Annotated in this window: 17 protein-coding genes; 8 read left to right on the forward strand and 9 right to left on the reverse strand. The window is 64.0% G+C overall.

All coding sequences use genetic code 11. The features are described 5' to 3' along the window. Window positions 1-130 precede the first annotated feature (130 nt). Complete coding sequence (locus tag NGJ21_RS02630) at window positions 131-976, forward strand: AAA family ATPase (protein WP_012315697.1); 846 nt, start codon at window positions 131-133, stop codon at window positions 974-976. Between the two features lie 12 nt (window positions 977-988). Then, window positions 989-2,167, forward strand: a complete 1,179-nt coding sequence (locus NGJ21_RS02635; RefSeq protein WP_012315698.1) for a vWA domain-containing protein — start codon at window positions 989-991, stop codon at window positions 2,165-2,167. A 109-nt stretch (window positions 2,168-2,276) separates the two neighbouring features. Here NGJ21_RS02635 and NGJ21_RS02640 read toward each other — a convergent pair whose 3' ends face one another. From NGJ21_RS02640 to NGJ21_RS02655, 4 genes are read right to left on the reverse strand one after another with little or no spacing between them, the layout of a single operon-like run. Beyond that, window positions 2,277-3,194, reverse strand: coding sequence for a 5-oxoprolinase subunit C family protein (locus tag NGJ21_RS02640; RefSeq protein ID WP_119687616.1), 918 nt, complete (start codon window positions 3,192-3,194; stop codon window positions 2,277-2,279). Then, window positions 3,191-3,886 (reverse strand): 5-oxoprolinase subunit PxpB, encoded by a 696-nt coding sequence (gene pxpB / locus NGJ21_RS02645; protein WP_115274095.1) that lies wholly within the window; start codon window positions 3,884-3,886, stop codon window positions 3,191-3,193. Before pxpB ends, NGJ21_RS02640 begins: the two co-directional genes overlap by 4 nt. Beyond that, window positions 3,883-4,662 (reverse strand): 5-oxoprolinase subunit PxpA, encoded by a 780-nt coding sequence (locus NGJ21_RS02650; RefSeq protein WP_251961752.1) that lies wholly within the window; start codon window positions 4,660-4,662, stop codon window positions 3,883-3,885. Before NGJ21_RS02650 ends, pxpB begins: the two co-directional genes overlap by 4 nt. Window positions 4,663-4,671: 9 nt before the next feature. Further along, on the reverse strand, window positions 4,672-5,958 hold the full coding sequence (locus NGJ21_RS02655) for an MFS transporter (protein ID WP_039603254.1): 1,287 nt from the start codon (window positions 5,956-5,958) through the stop codon (window positions 4,672-4,674). Between the two features lie 129 nt (window positions 5,959-6,087). On the opposite strand from NGJ21_RS02655, the gene NGJ21_RS02660 reads away from it, so the two are divergent. Beyond that, complete coding sequence (locus NGJ21_RS02660; protein WP_046788027.1) at window positions 6,088-6,999, forward strand: LysR family transcriptional regulator; 912 nt, start codon at window positions 6,088-6,090, stop codon at window positions 6,997-6,999. 102 nt (window positions 7,000-7,101) lie between these two features. Here NGJ21_RS02660 and NGJ21_RS02665 read toward each other — a convergent pair whose 3' ends face one another. The 3 genes from NGJ21_RS02665 to NGJ21_RS02675 are packed head-to-tail and all read right to left on the reverse strand — an operon-like array spanning window position 7,102 to window position 8,915. Beyond that, on the reverse strand, window positions 7,102-7,623 hold the full coding sequence (locus NGJ21_RS02665; RefSeq protein ID WP_196996880.1) for a DUF2937 family protein: 522 nt from the start codon (window positions 7,621-7,623) through the stop codon (window positions 7,102-7,104). Window positions 7,624-7,632: 9 nt separating this feature from the next. After that, a complete protein-coding gene (locus NGJ21_RS02670) occupies window positions 7,633-8,406 on the reverse strand; it encodes a class II glutamine amidotransferase (protein WP_012315711.1) in 774 nt (257 codons plus the stop codon). A gap of 14 nt (window positions 8,407-8,420) precedes the next feature. After that, window positions 8,421-8,915 carry a hypothetical protein gene (locus NGJ21_RS02675; RefSeq protein WP_012315712.1) on the reverse strand — a complete coding sequence of 165 codons (495 nt, stop codon included), beginning with the start codon at window positions 8,913-8,915 and terminating at the stop codon, window positions 8,421-8,423. Between the two features lie 82 nt (window positions 8,916-8,997). Here NGJ21_RS02675 and NGJ21_RS02680 point away from each other — a divergent pair, with 82 nt between their 5' ends. After that, a complete protein-coding gene (locus tag NGJ21_RS02680; RefSeq protein ID WP_174142313.1) occupies window positions 8,998-11,040 on the forward strand; it encodes a S9 family peptidase in 2,043 nt (680 codons plus the stop codon). 113 nt (window positions 11,041-11,153) lie between these two features. Beyond that, on the forward strand, window positions 11,154-11,621 hold the full coding sequence (locus tag NGJ21_RS02685; protein WP_115275498.1) for a Crp/Fnr family transcriptional regulator: 468 nt from the start codon (window positions 11,154-11,156) through the stop codon (window positions 11,619-11,621). Here the strand turns inward: NGJ21_RS02685 and NGJ21_RS02690 are convergent. Beyond that, the gene (locus NGJ21_RS02690; protein WP_251961753.1) at window positions 11,618-11,896 is read right to left on the reverse strand and encodes a hypothetical protein; all 279 of its coding nucleotides are present in this window, start codon (window positions 11,894-11,896) and stop codon (window positions 11,618-11,620) included. The genes NGJ21_RS02685 and NGJ21_RS02690 overlap by 4 nt on opposite strands. A gap of 131 nt (window positions 11,897-12,027) precedes the next feature. Between NGJ21_RS02690 and NGJ21_RS02695 the strand changes: the two genes are divergently transcribed. The 3 genes from NGJ21_RS02695 (at window position 12,028) to NGJ21_RS02705 (ending at window position 13,399) form a co-directional block, all read left to right on the forward strand. Continuing rightward, a complete protein-coding gene (locus NGJ21_RS02695; RefSeq protein WP_012315716.1) occupies window positions 12,028-12,399 on the forward strand; it encodes a YajD family HNH nuclease in 372 nt (123 codons plus the stop codon). Window positions 12,400-12,471: 72 nt separating this feature from the next. Further along, on the forward strand, window positions 12,472-12,942 hold the full coding sequence (locus NGJ21_RS02700; RefSeq protein WP_033699757.1) for an RNA methyltransferase: 471 nt from the start codon (window positions 12,472-12,474) through the stop codon (window positions 12,940-12,942). A gap of 115 nt (window positions 12,943-13,057) precedes the next feature. Beyond that, window positions 13,058-13,399 (forward strand): DUF2892 domain-containing protein, encoded by a 342-nt coding sequence (locus tag NGJ21_RS02705; RefSeq protein ID WP_115274090.1) that lies wholly within the window; start codon window positions 13,058-13,060, stop codon window positions 13,397-13,399. A 46-nt stretch (window positions 13,400-13,445) separates the two neighbouring features. Here NGJ21_RS02705 and NGJ21_RS02710 read toward each other — a convergent pair whose 3' ends face one another. Further along, window positions 13,446-14,654: a hypothetical protein gene (locus tag NGJ21_RS02710; protein WP_119687622.1), complete on the reverse strand. Its 1,209-nt coding sequence runs from the start codon at window positions 14,652-14,654 to the stop codon at window positions 13,446-13,448. Window positions 14,655-14,672: the final 18 nt, after the last annotated feature.

Here is a 14,672-nt window from a genome sequence, read left to right on the forward strand (position 1 = left end):
CAGGCGTGACGAGCCATTCAGGGACTGAATACCCGGTCTGCGTTTGCAGCCGCCTGGGGCCGGGGTATAGTCGCTGACAACCAATGAAGACATGCCGTACCTGTACTGGCCCCCGCAGAGGACACTCCCGATGAAGTTCGAAGGCACCCGCGACTACGTCGCCACAGACGACCTGAAACTGGCGGTCAACGCGGCCATCACCCTCGAACGCCCACTGCTGGTCAAGGGCGAGCCAGGCACCGGCAAGACCATGCTTGCCGAACAGCTGGCCGCCTCCTTCGGCGCCCGACTGATCACCTGGCACATCAAATCCACCACCAAGGCCCACCAGGGCCTCTACGAGTACGACGCGGTCAGCCGCCTGCGCGACTCCCAGCTGGGCACTGAAAAAGTCCACGATGTGCGCAACTACCTGAAAAAGGGCAAGCTCTGGGAAGCCTTCGAGGCCGAGGAGCGGGTGATCCTGCTGATCGACGAAATCGACAAGGCCGATATCGAGTTCCCCAACGACCTGTTGCAGGAACTCGACAAGATGGAGTTCTACGTCTACGAAATCGACGAGACCATCAAGGCCAAGCAACGCCCGATCATCATCATTACCTCGAACAATGAAAAAGAACTGCCCGACGCGTTCCTGCGCCGTTGCTTCTTCCACTACATCGCCTTCCCGGACCGCGACACCCTGCAGCAGATCGTCGATGTGCACTACCCCAACATCAAGCAATCGCTGGTCAGCGAAGCGCTTGACGTGTTCTTCGACGTGCGCAAGGTGCCGGGTCTGAAGAAAAAGCCCTCCACCAGCGAGCTGGTCGACTGGCTCAAGCTGTTGATGGCCGACAACATCGGCGAAGCGGTATTGCGCGAACGCGACCCGACCAAGGCCATTCCGCCGCTGGCCGGCGCCCTGGTGAAGAATGAGCAGGACGTTCAACTGCTCGAACGCCTGGCCTTCATGAGCCGGCGCGGCAACCGCTGACAGGAGCCGGCCATGCTGCTCAACCTGTTCAACGAAATGCGTGCGGCCAAGGTGCCGGTATCGGTTCGCGAACTGCTCGACCTGCTCAACGCCTTGCAACAGCGCGTGGTGTTCGCCGACATGGACGAGTTCTACTACCTGGCACGGGCCATCCTGGTGAAGGACGAGCGCCATTTCGACAAGTTCGACCGGGCTTTCTCGGCCTACTTCAAAGGCCTGGAAAACCTCGACCGGCACCTCGAAGCACTGATCCCTGAAGACTGGCTGCGCAAGGAGTTCGAGCGCTCGCTGACGGATGAGGAACGTGCACAGATCCAGTCACTGGGCGGCCTGGACAAACTGATCGAGGAGTTCAAGAAACGCCTGGAAGAGCAGAAGGAACGCCACGCCGGTGGCAACAAGTGGATCGGCACCGGCGGCACCAGCCCGTTCGGCTCTGGCGGTTTCAACCCTGAAGGCATCCGCGTGGGCGACGCCGGCAAACGTCAGGGCAAGGCGGTGAAGGTCTGGGACCAGCGCGAGTACAAGAACCTCGACGACCAGGTCGAGCTGGGCACGCGCAACATCAAGCTGGCCCTGCGCCGGCTGCGCAAGTTCGCCCGCGAAGGCGCCGCCGAAGAGCTGGACATCGACGGCACCATCGACCATACCGCACGTGACGCCGGGCTGCTGAACATCCAGATGCGCCCCGAACGGCGCAACACGGTCAAGCTGCTGTTGCTGTTCGACATCGGCGGCTCGATGGATGCCCACGTCAAAGTCTGCGAAGAGCTGTTCTCGGCCTGCAAGACCGAGTTCAAGCACCTGGAGTACTACTACTTCCACAACTTCGTTTATGAATCGGTGTGGAAGAACAACCTGCGGCGTACTTCGGAGCGCTTCTCCACCTTCGACCTGCTGCACAAATACGGCGATGACTACAAGGTGGTGTTCGTCGGCGACGCGGCCATGGCGCCCTACGAGATCACCCAGCCCGGTGGCAGTGTGGAGCACTGGAACGAAGAGGCCGGGTATGTGTGGATGCAGCGCTTCATGGAGAAATTCAAGAAGATCATCTGGATCAACCCGTATCCGAAACAGGCCTGGGATTACACGGCATCGACACACCTGGTGCGTGACCTGATCGAGGACAAGATGTATCCGCTGACCTTGCAAGGGTTGGAGGATGGCATGCGGTATCTGTCCAAGTAGTTTCGCCTGTACCGGCCCTATCGCCGGCGGGCCCCACAGATACACCTCAGCATTTGAGCCTTGTGGGGTACCCGCGGGAGCCGGCTTACCGGCGGTAGCGCCGGTAGCGTCACCGCCAACCGTTCAGGCAAGCCTGCTGCTCCCGCCAGGCCTCTTCCTGCACCACCGCCCTGAACCGCACCGCCGCCCCCGGCATGCACTGGGCCAACTGCGCCAACGCCAACGGCGTCAACGCCCCCAGCCGCGGATAGCCACCGATGGTCTGCCGGTCATTGAGCAGCACGATCGGCTGCCCGTCCGGGGGCACCTGCACCGCCCCTAACGCAATACCCTCCGAAATCATCGGCGCGCCCTGATAAACAAGCTGCGGCCCGAGCAAACGAATGCCCATGCGGTCGCCACGGCTGTCCAGCGTCCAGTCACGGTTGAACGCCTCGAACAGGCTCATACCGCTGAAATCACCGATCTGCGCGCCCATGACCAGATCGAGCACGGGCTTTTGCCGATAATGGGGGCGCAGCACCTCTGGCACTTCGCGCAGGGCCGGCTGCGTGCCGGCAAACGCCAACAATTGCCCTTTGCCTAGCGCGGCCCCTCGCCCATCGGTGCCACCCAGCTCTTCACGCACAACAGTGGCGCAGCTACCCAGCACGGCTTCACCTTCAAACCCGCCCGGCGCCGCAAGATAAGCACGCACGCCCTGCTTCGGTTGCTTCAAGGTCAGCCGTTGGCCCTTGGCCAAGGCAAAGCTGCGCCAGGGGGCCAGCGGCTGGTCATCGACACGAGCATCCAGGTCGGCACCGGCCAAGGCGAGTATGCAATCCTGCTCGGCCACTACCGTGAAGCCGCCCAGCGCCACCTCGACCACCGGCGCGCCCAACGGGTTGCCCAGCAGCCAGTTGGCCCAATTCATCGCCACCCAATCCAGCGCACCGCCCTGGGTCACCCCCAGGTGCCGCACACCAAAGCGCCCGGCATCCTGCAACTGGCACAAGGCGGTGCTGGCTTCGATCTTCAATTGCGTCATGCCTGTGCCTCCAACGGGCTGTCGTCACCACCCAATGCCAGGAACTCGGCATGGGACACCGCCACGAAGCGCACCCGATCGCCCGGCTGCAGCAGGCTGTAGCCTTCACGCTCGCGGTCGAACAGGCGAACCGGGGTACGCCCTATGAGGTTCCAGCCGCCAGGTGACACGGCGGGATAGGCGGCTGTCTGGCGCTCGGCAATGCCGACACTGCCGGCCGCCACGCGCTTGCGCGGAGTGCTCAGCCGCGGGGATGCCAGGCGTTCGTCCACCAGCCCCATGAAACCGAACCCCGGAGCGAAGCCAAGGGCGAACACCGGGTACTCGCGCTCGCTGTGCAGGCGGATCACCTCTTGCTCGCTCAAGCCGCTGCGTGCGGCCAGCAGCGGCAGCTCAGGGCCGACACTGGCGTCGTACCACACAGCAATCTCGTGCCGGCGACCGCTGGTGCCCGCGTCTGGCTGCAGCCCCTCCAGCGCCTGGTCGATCAACGCACTCGCCTGCCTTGGCGGCATATCGAACTGCACCATCAGCGTGGTGTAGGACGGCACCAGGTCCACCAGGTGCTCACCGAAGGCGGCACTCAAACGGTGGCTCGCGGCGAGCAGCCACGGCATGTTGGCCTCGTCGATCCGGTCGAACAGGCGCACCATCAGGCTGTCGATCGCAACCACTTCGATTCGCAGCTTCATGCCGGCCCCAGCGCATCGAGGGCCTGGCGGATCTGCCGCACCGCCGCCACCGAGCTGTCATTGTCACCGTGCACGCACAGGGTACTGGCGTGCAGGCGCAAGGCGCTGCCATCGTCGGCCACCAGCGTTTCACCACGGGCCAGGCGCAAGGCCTGCTCGACCACCACGGCCGAATCGTGATGAACCGCACCCGGCAGGCGCCGCGACAGCAAATGGCCGCTGGCGGTATAGGCGCGGTCGGCGAACGCTTCGAACCACAGCGGCACGCCAACCTCGTCACCCAAGGCTTGTGCGACGCTGTCGTCGGCAGTGGCCATGAGCATCAAGGGCAAGCCAGCGTCATACGCCGCCACGGCTTCGAGCACGGCTCGCAGCTTGAGCGGGTCGGCCATCATGTCGTTGTACAGCGCGCCGTGGGGCTTGATGTAGGCCACTCGGCCACCCTGGACCTTGCAGATACCGTCAAGAGCGCCGATCTGGTAGTGCAGCAGATCGCGAATTTCCTCGGCACTGCAGGCCATGGAGCGGCGGCCGAAGCCGACCAGGTCCGGGTACGCCGGGTGGGCGCCGATGGTCACGCCATGCTGCAGGGCCAGGGCCACGGTACGGCGCATGGTGCCGGGGTCGCCGGCATGGTAGCCGCAGGCAATGTTGGCGCAGTCGATGTAGGGCATTACCTCGGCGTCCAGGCCCATGCGCCAGCTGCCGAAGCTTTCACCCATGTCGCAATTGAGTAGCAGGCGTTTCACCTGGCGTGCTCCCGTGTCGATGTTCATGTGCCTACCTTAACGCGCCTGGAGGTGTTTGCCGCGGGTTTCCGGCAGGCTCAAGGCCGCCAGAATCACCACACCGTACGACACCGCGGCGAACCCGCCAATGCCCAGCCCGAGCGGCACCTTCTGGCCAAGCAGGCCGATCAGCAAGGGGAACATCGCGGCGATGACCTTGCCGATGTTGTAGCAGAAGCCCTGCCCCGAGCCACGAATGCGGGTGGGGAACAGCTCGGTGAGGAAGGCCCCCATGCCGCTGAAGATGCCCGAGGCAAAAAAGCCCAGCGGGAAACCCAGCCACAGCATCACGCCATCGCTGACCGGCATCTGGGTGTACAGCAGCACGATGATGAACGAGCCCACGGCGAACAGGATGAAGTTCTTCTTGCGCCCCAGAATGTCAGACAGGTAAGCGCTGACCACATAGCCGATGTAGGAGCCGACGATCACCATCGCCAGGTAGCCACCGGTACCCAGCACGCTCAAGCCGCGCTCGTTCTTGAGGAAGGTCGGCAGCCACGAGGTGATGGCGTAGTAGCCCCCCAGCGCACCGGTGGTCAGCAGCGACGCACGTATTGTGGTCCAGAGCATGCCGGGGGCGAAGATCTCGTAGAACTGCGAGGGCGCCTCGGCGCTCTCCACTGCCTTGGCCTGGCGATACACCTCAGGGTCTTTGACCAGGCGCCGGACGAAAATCACGAAAATGGCCGGTACCAGCCCCAGCAGGAACAGCGCGCGCCACGCCTGCTCCGCCGGTAGCCAGGAGAACAGCAGCGCATAAAGGATCGCCGTCAGGCCCCAGCCGATGGCCCAGCCGGACTGCACCATGCCCACCGCCTTGCCACGGTCCTGGGCGCGGATCACCTCACCGATCAGCACCGCGCCGGCGGTCCATTCGCCGCCAAAGCCAAAGCCCATAAGAGTCCGGGCGATCAGCAACTGTTCGTAGTTCTGGGCGAAGCCGCAGAGGAAGGTGAAAAAGGCGAACCACAGCACCGTCAGTTGCAAGGTGCGCACGCGGCCGATGCGGTCGGAGAGGATGCCGGCGACCCAGCCGCCGATGGCCGAGGCAATCAGGGTGCTGGTGTGGATCAGCCCGGCTTCGGTCGTGGTGATGCCCCACAGCATGATCAGCGTAGGGATGACGAAGCTGAGCATTTGGGTGTCCATGCCATCCAGGCCATAGCCGATCTTGCAGCTCCAGAACGTGCGCCGTTGCTGGGAGTCGATGTCGCGGTACCAGGCGAACGGCCCGGTCGAAGGTGGGGATTGCACCTGTTGCTGCACGCCGCTTGGGTTCATGCTTGCCTCGGCTTGTTGGTATTGTTTTATGGGCGACGTCTGGCGTCGCGGCCTGTGCGTCATGTTCAGAGCCCGCAGCGCCCGAGTCCAACGAGAAAAACCGCCGGTCTGGAACAAGAAAAACTGATCATGAACCTACGCTTCCTCGAAACTTTCGTCTGGGTCGCCCGGCTCAAGAGCTTCCGCCTCACCGCCGAGAAACTTTTCACCACCCAGGCGTCGGTCTCCAGCCGCATCGCGGCACTGGAAGCCGACCTGGGCGTCAAGCTGCTGCTGCGCGATTCACGCGGCGTCAGCCTGACCCCGGAGGGCAGCAAGGTGCTGGAGTATGCCGAGCGCATGCTCGACACCGCCAAGGCCATGAAACAGTCGCTGGACAGCGACCGGGCCAAGGTCGGGCGCATCCGCCTTGGCGTGATGGACACCGTGATCCACACCTGGATGAGTGCGCTGGTGGCCGAGTTGAGCGAACGCTACCCCCAGGTGGAAATCGAGCTGGTGGCCGATACTGCACTGAACTTGCGCGAACAGCTGCAAAAAGGCTTTCTCGACGTGATCCTGCAAACCGACCTGCTGCGCGAACAGTCGATCCGCAGCCTGGACCTGGCGCGCTACCCGATGGGCTGGGTGGTGGCGGCCGGCTCAGCCCAACACCGCGACTACGCCTCGCTGGCCGAGCTTGGGCGTGAGCGGATCGTCACGTTCTCGAAGAACTCACGGCCGCACCAGGAAGTGCTCAGCCTGTTGCAGGCCGCAGGGGCCGAAACCCCACGGCTCAACTGCGTGAACTCGGTGGCGGCGATCACACGGCTGTTGCGCGACGGCTTCGGCATTGGTGCGCTGCCGCCCGCGCTGGTGGACGCCGAACTGAGCCGGGGCGAACTGGTGCTGCTCGAAGGCTTGCAGCCGCCGCCGAGCCTGGAACTGGTGGTGGCCTGGCAGACCGGGGTGGCGCTGGTGGATGAGGTGGTCGGGGTGTGCCGGCAGGTGCTGGAGCGCTATGCGCGGGATGTGGGAGGGCAGCGGATTGTGTTGGTTTGACAAACGCTAGTATCTGTACCGGCTCTCACAGCTCTCACGGACAGTGATTTATTTGTGGCAGCCGGCTTGCCGGCGGTAGAGCCGGGCCTGACCCAGCAGGGATCAACGCCAGCTCTCTTTCACCGCCTTGCGCCGCCCACCGAGAATGACCCAGGCAATTCCCAGCAACAGGCTTTCGACGACAAACGCCAGCACAAACCCCGCACCGACGCCCCAGCCAATCGCCTCCGGCACCAGCAGAATCTGATAGCTGTACGCCTTGAGCGTCTCTTCACGCATTTGCGGGTCGGGCTGCACCAGCACATGCCAGGTGCGGCTGACCCACGAGCCTTGCAGCGCCTGCCACTCGTTCTCGAGCACCTGGTTGCGGATCAGCAGGCTTTCTATGCTGTTGGCATCGCTGTTGAACACCACATCGTCACTGCTGCGGTAATGCCGCACCAGCGCCTGCAAATCGCCCTTGAAGAAGCGTTCGGCGGTCTGTTTGAAGCCATCGAGTGCCTGGCGCGATTCGAACAGGTGCGCCTCGACCCGCTGGCTGTAATCCTTGACCAGCCCAGGCACCTGGATACCGGCCAGCAGGCCGAAGGTGAACAGCAGCAACCGCAGGTAACTTCTGAACATGCAGCGTCCTTAGCTCTGGCCTTGCGAAACGCACTCTCCGTGCCGCCACAGGCCCCATTGGCCGGGTTCGTAGCGCCGCCAGGTCTCGTTCTCGGTCAAGGCCTCGGTGGCAATCACCGTGACCACGTCATTGGGGGTGGTTTGGGTGTGAAAGTCGACGATCAGGTCGACATCCTTCAAACGCGCCGCGCCAAAGGGGGCGCGACGGGTAATGTGTACCAGCTTGGTCGAACAGAAGCAGAACAGCCAGTCACCATTGCTGAGCAGGCAGTTGAACACGCCCTTGCCGCGATACTCGGCACAGGCTTCGACCAGCACCGGCAGCAGCTGTTCCACCGCGACCGGCTCAGGGAAAGCCGCGCGGATGCGGTTGAGCAAGTCGCAAAAGGCTGCTTCGCTGTCGGTGTCGCCCACCGGCCGGTAAAAGGTCGCCTCACCCTTGAACGCACCCAGCTGGCCGTTGTGGGCGAAACACCAGTTACGGCCCCACATTTCGCGCACGAACGGGTGCGTATTGGACAGGCACACCTGGCCGACATTGGCCTGGCGGATGTGGCCAATGACCACTTCGCTCTTGATCGGATAACGCTGCACCAGGTTGGCGACTTCCGACTCGCTGCTCGCTGCCGGGTCCTGGAAAAGCCGCAGGCCGCGGCCTTCGTAGAAACCGATGCCCCAGCCGTCACGGTGCGGGCCGGTACGGCCGCCGCGCTGCATCAGGCCGGTGAAGCTGAAGACGATGTCGGTGGGGACGTTGGCGCTCATGCCCAGCAGTTCGCACATGGTGATGCCTCCGCTTACAGACGTGGCTCGACCCGGCCACCAGAAGGTGCGGCAGGCGGTGGGTCATTGCGGTAACGGTCACCGCGTTCGGCGGCCAGCGGCGCCCCGACGCCCACTTGATCATCCTCGGCAGCCAGGCGTTTGGCGGCGGCCTCCTGCTGCTCGCGACGCTCGCGGGCACGCTTTTCCAGCGGCCAGCGCAGCAGCACGAAGGCCAGGTACAGGCCAAAGGCGATAAGGCCGTACATGGCAAAGTCCGATACCGCGCGCCAGGCGTTGTTGCCCACCTTGAAGGCAACGTCCAGGGCAGTGATGGCGATGGCCGGGGCCATGGCATCCTTGCCCGGGTCGACGACGGTCGGCGTCAACAACAGGACCGCGAGGATCACCCGCAGCGGCTCACGCAGCCAGCGCCACATCCAGCCAGTGAGTTTGAAACCCACCCAGAGACAACCCAGGGCAGCAACAGCGTAAAGGCCCCAGGCGAGGGTATAGTCGTTCTCGGTCATGGTGATCGTGCAAGCCAGGCAAAGAGTTGCCTATGATAAACACTTTTCCGGGCGCAGGCGCCCCCCAGCCAAGAGATCCCCGATGCCCAACGCGCTCCAGCCCCCCATCGCCCGCCAAGACCAGGCCACCGACCCTTACGCCTGGTTGCAACAGCGCGACACCCCTGAGGTGCTCGAGTACCTGCAGGCCGAAAACGCCTACCAGCAAGCCTGCCTGGCCGACCAGGCGCCCCTGCGCGAACAGCTGTTCGAAGAGATCAAGGGCCGTATCCTGGAAACCGACCTGTCGCTGCCCTCCCCCTGGGGCCCGTACCTCTATTACACCCGCACCACGGCAGGCGATGAATACCCGCGCCACTATCGCTGCCCACGGCCTGCGGATGACGCCAACACGGTGGACGAAAGCCAGGAACAGCTGCTGCTCGACCCCAACGCCTTGGCCAACGGCGGCTTTCTGGCCCTTGGCGGCTTCAGCGTCAGCCCCGATCACCGCCTGCTGGCCTACAGCCTCGACACCAGCGGCGACGAGGTCTACACCCTGTACGTCAAGGACCTGGCCAGCGGCAACCTGACCGCCCTGCCCTTCGACGACTGCGACGGCAGCCTGACCTGGGCCAATGACAGCCAGACGCTGTTCTTTGCCGAACTGGACGACACCCACCGCCCGTGGCGGCTGCGCCGTCACACGTTGGGCGAAACCGGCGCGCAGGCCGTTTTCGAAGAGCCGGACGGGCGTTTTTTCCTGCATTGCTACCGCGCCAGCTCCGAGCGCCAGCTGGTCCTGCTGCTCAACAGCAAGACCACCAGCGAAGCCTGGGTGCTGGACGCTGAAACGCCACGGGCGGCATTTACCTGCCTGGCACCGCGCGCCGAGGGCCACGAGTATTTCCCCGACCACGGCCAGCTCGATGGCCAGTGGCGCTGGTTCATCCGCAGCAACCAGGACGGCATCAATTTCGCCCTGTACCAGGCAGCGGCAGACCAGGTGCCCACCCGCGAGCAATGGCAGGTGCTGGTGCCGCACCGCGACGACATCATGCTCGAAGGCCTTAGCCTCAACGCCAGCGCCCTCACCTTGAGCCTGCGTGAAGGCGGCCTGCCGATCATCGAAGTGCGCCCGCAAGGCACGCCGGCCTACCGCGTCGAGTTGCCTGACGCGGCCTATAGCCTGTACGTACAGGACAGCCTGGAGTTCGCCAGCACGCGCATCCGCCTGCGCTACGAGGCACTCAACCGCCCGGCCCAGGTGCGTCAGCTGGACCTGGCCACGGGCGCGCAGACAGTGCTCAAGCAAACCCCGGTGCTGGGCGAGTTCGATGCCGACGACTACGTCAGCGAACGCCTGTGGGCCACCGCCGCCGACGGCACCCAGGTGCCGATCAGCCTGGTGCGCCGCAAACAAGACCAGGGCAAGACGGTCCCCCTCTACCTGTACGGTTACGGTGCCTACGGTGAGAGCCTCGACCCGTGGTTCTCGCACGCCCGCCTGAGCCTGCTGCAACGCGGTGTGGCCTTTGCCATCGCCCATGTGCGCGGTGGCGGCGAGCTGGGGGAAGCCTGGTACCGCGCCGGCAAGCAGGAGCACAAGCACAACAGCTTCAGCGACTTCATCGCCTGCGCCGAGCACCTGATCGCTAAAGGCGTGACAGCCTCCGACCGCTTGGCCATCAGTGGTGGCAGCGCCGGTGGCCTGCTGATGGGCGCGGTGCTCAACCTGCGCCCGGATCTGTTCCGCTGCGCCATCGCCGAAGTGCCGTTCGTCGATGTGCTCAACACCATGCTCGACCCCGAGCTGCCATTGACCGTCACCGAGTACGACGAATGGGGCAACCCGCAAGAGCCGCAGGTGTATGAGCGGATCAAGGCCTACGCCCCCTACGAGAACGTCAGCGCCCAGGCCTACCCGGCCATGCTGGTGGTCGCTGGCTACAACGACAGCCGCGTGCAGTACTGGGAGGCGGCCAAGTGGGTGGCGCGCCTGCGTACGCGCAAGACCGACAGCAACCTGCTGCTGCTCAAGACCGAAATGGGGGCCGGCCACGGCGGTATGAGTGGGCGCTACCAGGGGTTGCGAGACGTGGCACTTGAATATGCGTTCGTCTTCAATGAGCTGGGCGTGGTGTAAAACGCGCTTTTCGTTGTCATAGGTTCGCAGGGCCAATGGCCCTGATTGCCGGCAAGCCGACGATCGGGGCCGCCCAGAAACTTTCGGACAACACCCGCCAAGAAGAACGACACATGCCCGACCAGACCCATCTCAGCGCCGAAATCCGCGACATGCTCATGGACTGCGACCTGTTCGATACCTTGCAGCCCGCTGACTTCCATACCGCCGCAGGCTACTTCAGCCTCGCCACCCTGGTCGAAGGCGAAACCATCTTCAACGAAGGCGACGCCGGCACCTTCATGTGCATCCTGCACCACGGTGTGGTTTCAGTGCGCAAGACCGACGCCCACGGCGCCCAGGTAGAAATCGCCACGCTGCGCAGTGGCCGCGCCTTCGGCGAAATGGCCGTGCTCGACGGCGAGCGCCGCTCGGCCAGCTGCCTGGCCGCCAGCGACTGCCTACTGCTGACCTTGGGCAAGGATTCGCTGGAAAAGATGCTCAACGAAGCCCCACGCATCGCCGCGCGGATCATCCGCGCACTGGCCGTAGCCTTGTCGAAACGCCTGCGGATGCAGGACGGGCAGCGCCTGGCGCTTTAGTCATCATTCGCCGGCGGTTTGGCCGGCTCCGTACGCAAACCAGGCAATGGCTGATCCTTCGGCGGCCCGGGCACCGGCATGGGCGGCAGCAGCGGCGCGCCGGGCTGGCTGTCGTAGGCCTTGGGTGCAGTGCTCGGGGTAATCTGAGGGTACGGCGTGGGCGTTGCCGTGCCAGGTGCCCCGGGCACCGGTGTAGTGATACGCGGCGGCGTGCCGGCAGCATGCGCCAAGGGCAGGCCGGCTAACAGCAGCGCGGCGAGGATCGCATGAAACATCAGCAACCTCCTGTCTGAACATTCCTACAGGCTACGCCTTAATACACGTTTTCGCCTGTCCGCTTGCCCTGCAAGCGCGCTAGACTCGTTGGCATAACCGTTACCTGCCTGATCAGAACAAAGGAAACACCATGAGTTCGGCATCCACGTCCGCCGCCACCGCCCGCCTCGACCGCATCCTCGCCGACGCCAAGCGCGACAAAGAGATGGGCTACCGCGACAAAGCCCTGAGAATGTACCCGCACGTGTGCGGCCGTTGCGCCCGTGAGTTCGCCGGCAAGCGCCTGAGCGAGCTGACCGTGCATCACCGTGACCACAACCACGACAACAACCCCCAGGACGGCTCCAACTGGGAGCTGCTGTGCCTGTACTGCCACGACAACGAGCACTCGCGCTATACCGACCAGCAGTACTTCAGTGAAGGCTCCACCAGCACCCCGAGCATCGCCAAGGCCACGCACAACCCGTTCGCCGGGCTGGCTGGCTTGCTGAAGAAAGACTGACTGTCGACACAGCCCCCCGCTGCTGCCGGCGAGCCCGTATAATCGCGCTTTTTTTGCGAAGGGCCCCGGCACGTGGCAAACAAACGGTACAGCTGCATCGGCCTGTTCAACCCAAAATCTGCAGAGAACGTAGGTTCGGTGATGCGCGCAGCGGGTTGCTACGGCGTCAACTCGGTGTTCTACACCGGCAAGCGCTACGAGCGCGCCCGCGACTTCGTCACTGACACCAAGCGCGTGCACTACGATATTCCGCTGATCGGCATCGACGACCTGCAGCGCATCATCCCGCTGGGTTGCACACCTGTTGCAGTGGAGTTGGTGGAAGGTGCACGGCCCCTGCCTGAATACACCCACCCTGATCGCGCCATCTATATCTTCGGGCCGGAAGACGGCAGCCTCGATGCCAGCGTGCGCGCATGGTGTGAAGAAACCATCTACATTCCTACCGAAGGCTGCATGAACCTCGCCGCGACGGTGAATGTGGTGCTATACGACCGTTTGGCCAAGGGGCTCAATACCCGCTCGGGCCCCAAGTTCAAGTAGCCGGGCAACGCGCAGCGCCCTCCCAACACTGGCAATTGCGACCACTTGGCAACCCGACTGAACGTGTGCAGCAGGCAGCTGGTCAGCTGCTTACACTTCAGATGGAGGGCTTGCCATGCTCGATATTCATTCCACTACGGCGTCACAGGACCATAACGTACAGGGCCTGGAACGGGTCGGTTCACTGGCCGGTGGTGCGCTGATGTTCACCAAGGGTATGCGCCACGGCGGGCTGGTCGGGCTGCTGCAGATGGCGGTCGGTGGCCTTGCGGTGGCTCGCGGAGTCAGCGGCCATTGCTCGACCAAGGCCTGGTGGCAGAAACATCGCCAGGAATACCACCGTTTGCGCTCGGACATCGAACGCAGTGCGACGGAGCTGGAGGCGCTCAAACGCAGTGCCGAGGCGGCGACGCGCGGGGTGACGGTAACGGGGAAAGACCCGCTCACGGGTAGTTGATCAGTTGTTTTTAATGGCCCTGTCGCCAGCAGGGCCAGCCTGCAAGCTAACGCAACGCCTTGCTCTGCAAGACCTCGGATCGCCGCCCCAGCACGTTCTCACTGATCTGCACGAACTCCTCGGTGCTCACCTTCGGCAAGCGCATCAGCGCCTGGGTCACATCATCCAGTGAGCGCTTGGCCTGGGTGTGGATGCGGATCTCCTTGTCCAGCGCCTGCAACAGCAAAACCCCGCGGGCAACCTGGGCCGGGCTTGCCCGCTCGCCGCGCAACTGGGTGACCTTGGCCCCCTGCTTCTGCAAACGCGCCTGCCACACCTGATAGCGGTCATCGCTCACCCCCCCGGCCCGGCGCAGCAACTCGTTGGCGTAATAATCGGTGAGGCTCTGGCCAAGCCAGTCGCTGTCAGCACTCACATGAACCTGCGCAAACAGCTGCACCAGTTCACGCAGCACAGGGCTGTTACCGCTCTCGCTGACCATGGGCCGGGCACTGTGCAGGTATATCGAGCCCCGCGCTGCCATTGCTCCGCGCCACATGCCATCACGGGCCCCCACCAATAGCAGCTTTGCCGGGTTGCGTGGGAATACCGCCTGCAGGTGCGGCCAGACGAAGGTCAGCAGGGTGAGATTGTCCATGCGGCGCATGCCCTGCCCCACCGGGGCCGCCACCGTCACGTCGGTCTCGCCCAGACGCGCACGTCGGCTGCCAAGGTCGCCGGCCAGCATCCAGCCCGTCGGGCGATCGAACAGGCGCGATACATTGTCGATACGGAACTTGTCCTTGCCGATGCGCGGCCAGGAGGTTTCGATGCTTTTCCAGCCCTCAGGCAGGTCGACCGACAAGCGCGCCACCAATTCGGTGCCGTCTTGCTGGTCAAGGCGTGCCGGTGGCACCAGCTGGTCACCCAGGAACAACGCCCAGTGAGGGGTAATGCGCGAGGAATAGGCACCGCTGCGTACTTTCTCGTCCAGCTTGACCCGGTAGCTGAGGCTGGTCTTGCCCGCCGCCGGGTGCCACACACCGCGCTCCCCCTGCACCTGCCACTGGCCGTCAGCCTGGAAACCGCTATAAGCCCCCTGCTTGCCCAGGTCAAAGTCGAGGCTACGCACCGCATTGCCGTCTGCCAGGGTCAGGCGCACTTCGGCCTGGCCATTGGCAGGCAACAGCCGCACCTGATAGTCGAGGTCGACCTTCTTCGCCCAGGCAGGCGAGCTGGCCACAAGGCCCAGCAGGAGCAACAGCTGGCAACGCATACAGAAACTCCTTGTTTC

The sequence above is a fragment of the Pseudomonas sp. Marseille-Q5299 genome (assembly GCF_943737035.1).
Taxonomy (GTDB): domain Bacteria; phylum Pseudomonadota; class Gammaproteobacteria; order Pseudomonadales; family Pseudomonadaceae; genus Aquipseudomonas; species Aquipseudomonas putida_E.

What these genes read in the sequence shown, in the direction of transcription:
- NGJ21_RS02630 (WP_012315697.1), top strand. Translation starts at nt 131, where the DNA reads ATGAAGTTCGAAGGCACCCGCGACTACGTCGCCACAGACGACCTGAAA.
- NGJ21_RS02635 (WP_012315698.1), top strand. Translation starts at nt 989, where the DNA reads ATGCTGCTCAACCTGTTCAACGAAATGCGTGCGGCCAAGGTGCCGGTA.
- NGJ21_RS02640 (WP_119687616.1), bottom strand. Translation starts at nt 3,194, where the DNA reads ATGACGCAATTGAAGATCGAAGCCAGCACCGCCTTGTGCCAGTTGCAG.
- pxpB (WP_115274095.1), bottom strand. Translation starts at nt 3,886, where the DNA reads ATGAAGCTGCGAATCGAAGTGGTTGCGATCGACAGCCTGATGGTGCGC.
- NGJ21_RS02650 (WP_251961752.1), bottom strand. Translation starts at nt 4,662, where the DNA reads ATGAACATCGACACGGGAGCACGCCAGGTGAAACGCCTGCTACTCAAT.
- NGJ21_RS02655 (WP_039603254.1), bottom strand. Translation starts at nt 5,958, where the DNA reads ATGAACCCAAGCGGCGTGCAGCAACAGGTGCAATCCCCACCTTCGACC.
- NGJ21_RS02660 (WP_046788027.1), top strand. Translation starts at nt 6,088, where the DNA reads ATGAACCTACGCTTCCTCGAAACTTTCGTCTGGGTCGCCCGGCTCAAG.
- NGJ21_RS02665 (WP_196996880.1), bottom strand. Translation starts at nt 7,623, where the DNA reads ATGTTCAGAAGTTACCTGCGGTTGCTGCTGTTCACCTTCGGCCTGCTG.
- NGJ21_RS02670 (WP_012315711.1), bottom strand. Translation starts at nt 8,406, where the DNA reads ATGTGCGAACTGCTGGGCATGAGCGCCAACGTCCCCACCGACATCGTC.
- NGJ21_RS02675 (WP_012315712.1), bottom strand. Translation starts at nt 8,915, where the DNA reads ATGACCGAGAACGACTATACCCTCGCCTGGGGCCTTTACGCTGTTGCT.
- NGJ21_RS02680 (WP_174142313.1), top strand. Translation starts at nt 8,998, where the DNA reads ATGCCCAACGCGCTCCAGCCCCCCATCGCCCGCCAAGACCAGGCCACC.
- NGJ21_RS02685 (WP_115275498.1), top strand. Translation starts at nt 11,154, where the DNA reads ATGCCCGACCAGACCCATCTCAGCGCCGAAATCCGCGACATGCTCATG.
- NGJ21_RS02690 (WP_251961753.1), bottom strand. Translation starts at nt 11,896, where the DNA reads ATGTTTCATGCGATCCTCGCCGCGCTGCTGTTAGCCGGCCTGCCCTTG.
- NGJ21_RS02695 (WP_012315716.1), top strand. Translation starts at nt 12,028, where the DNA reads ATGAGTTCGGCATCCACGTCCGCCGCCACCGCCCGCCTCGACCGCATC.
- NGJ21_RS02705 (WP_115274090.1), top strand. Translation starts at nt 13,058, where the DNA reads ATGCTCGATATTCATTCCACTACGGCGTCACAGGACCATAACGTACAG.
- NGJ21_RS02710 (WP_119687622.1), bottom strand. Translation starts at nt 14,654, where the DNA reads ATGCGTTGCCAGCTGTTGCTCCTGCTGGGCCTTGTGGCCAGCTCGCCT.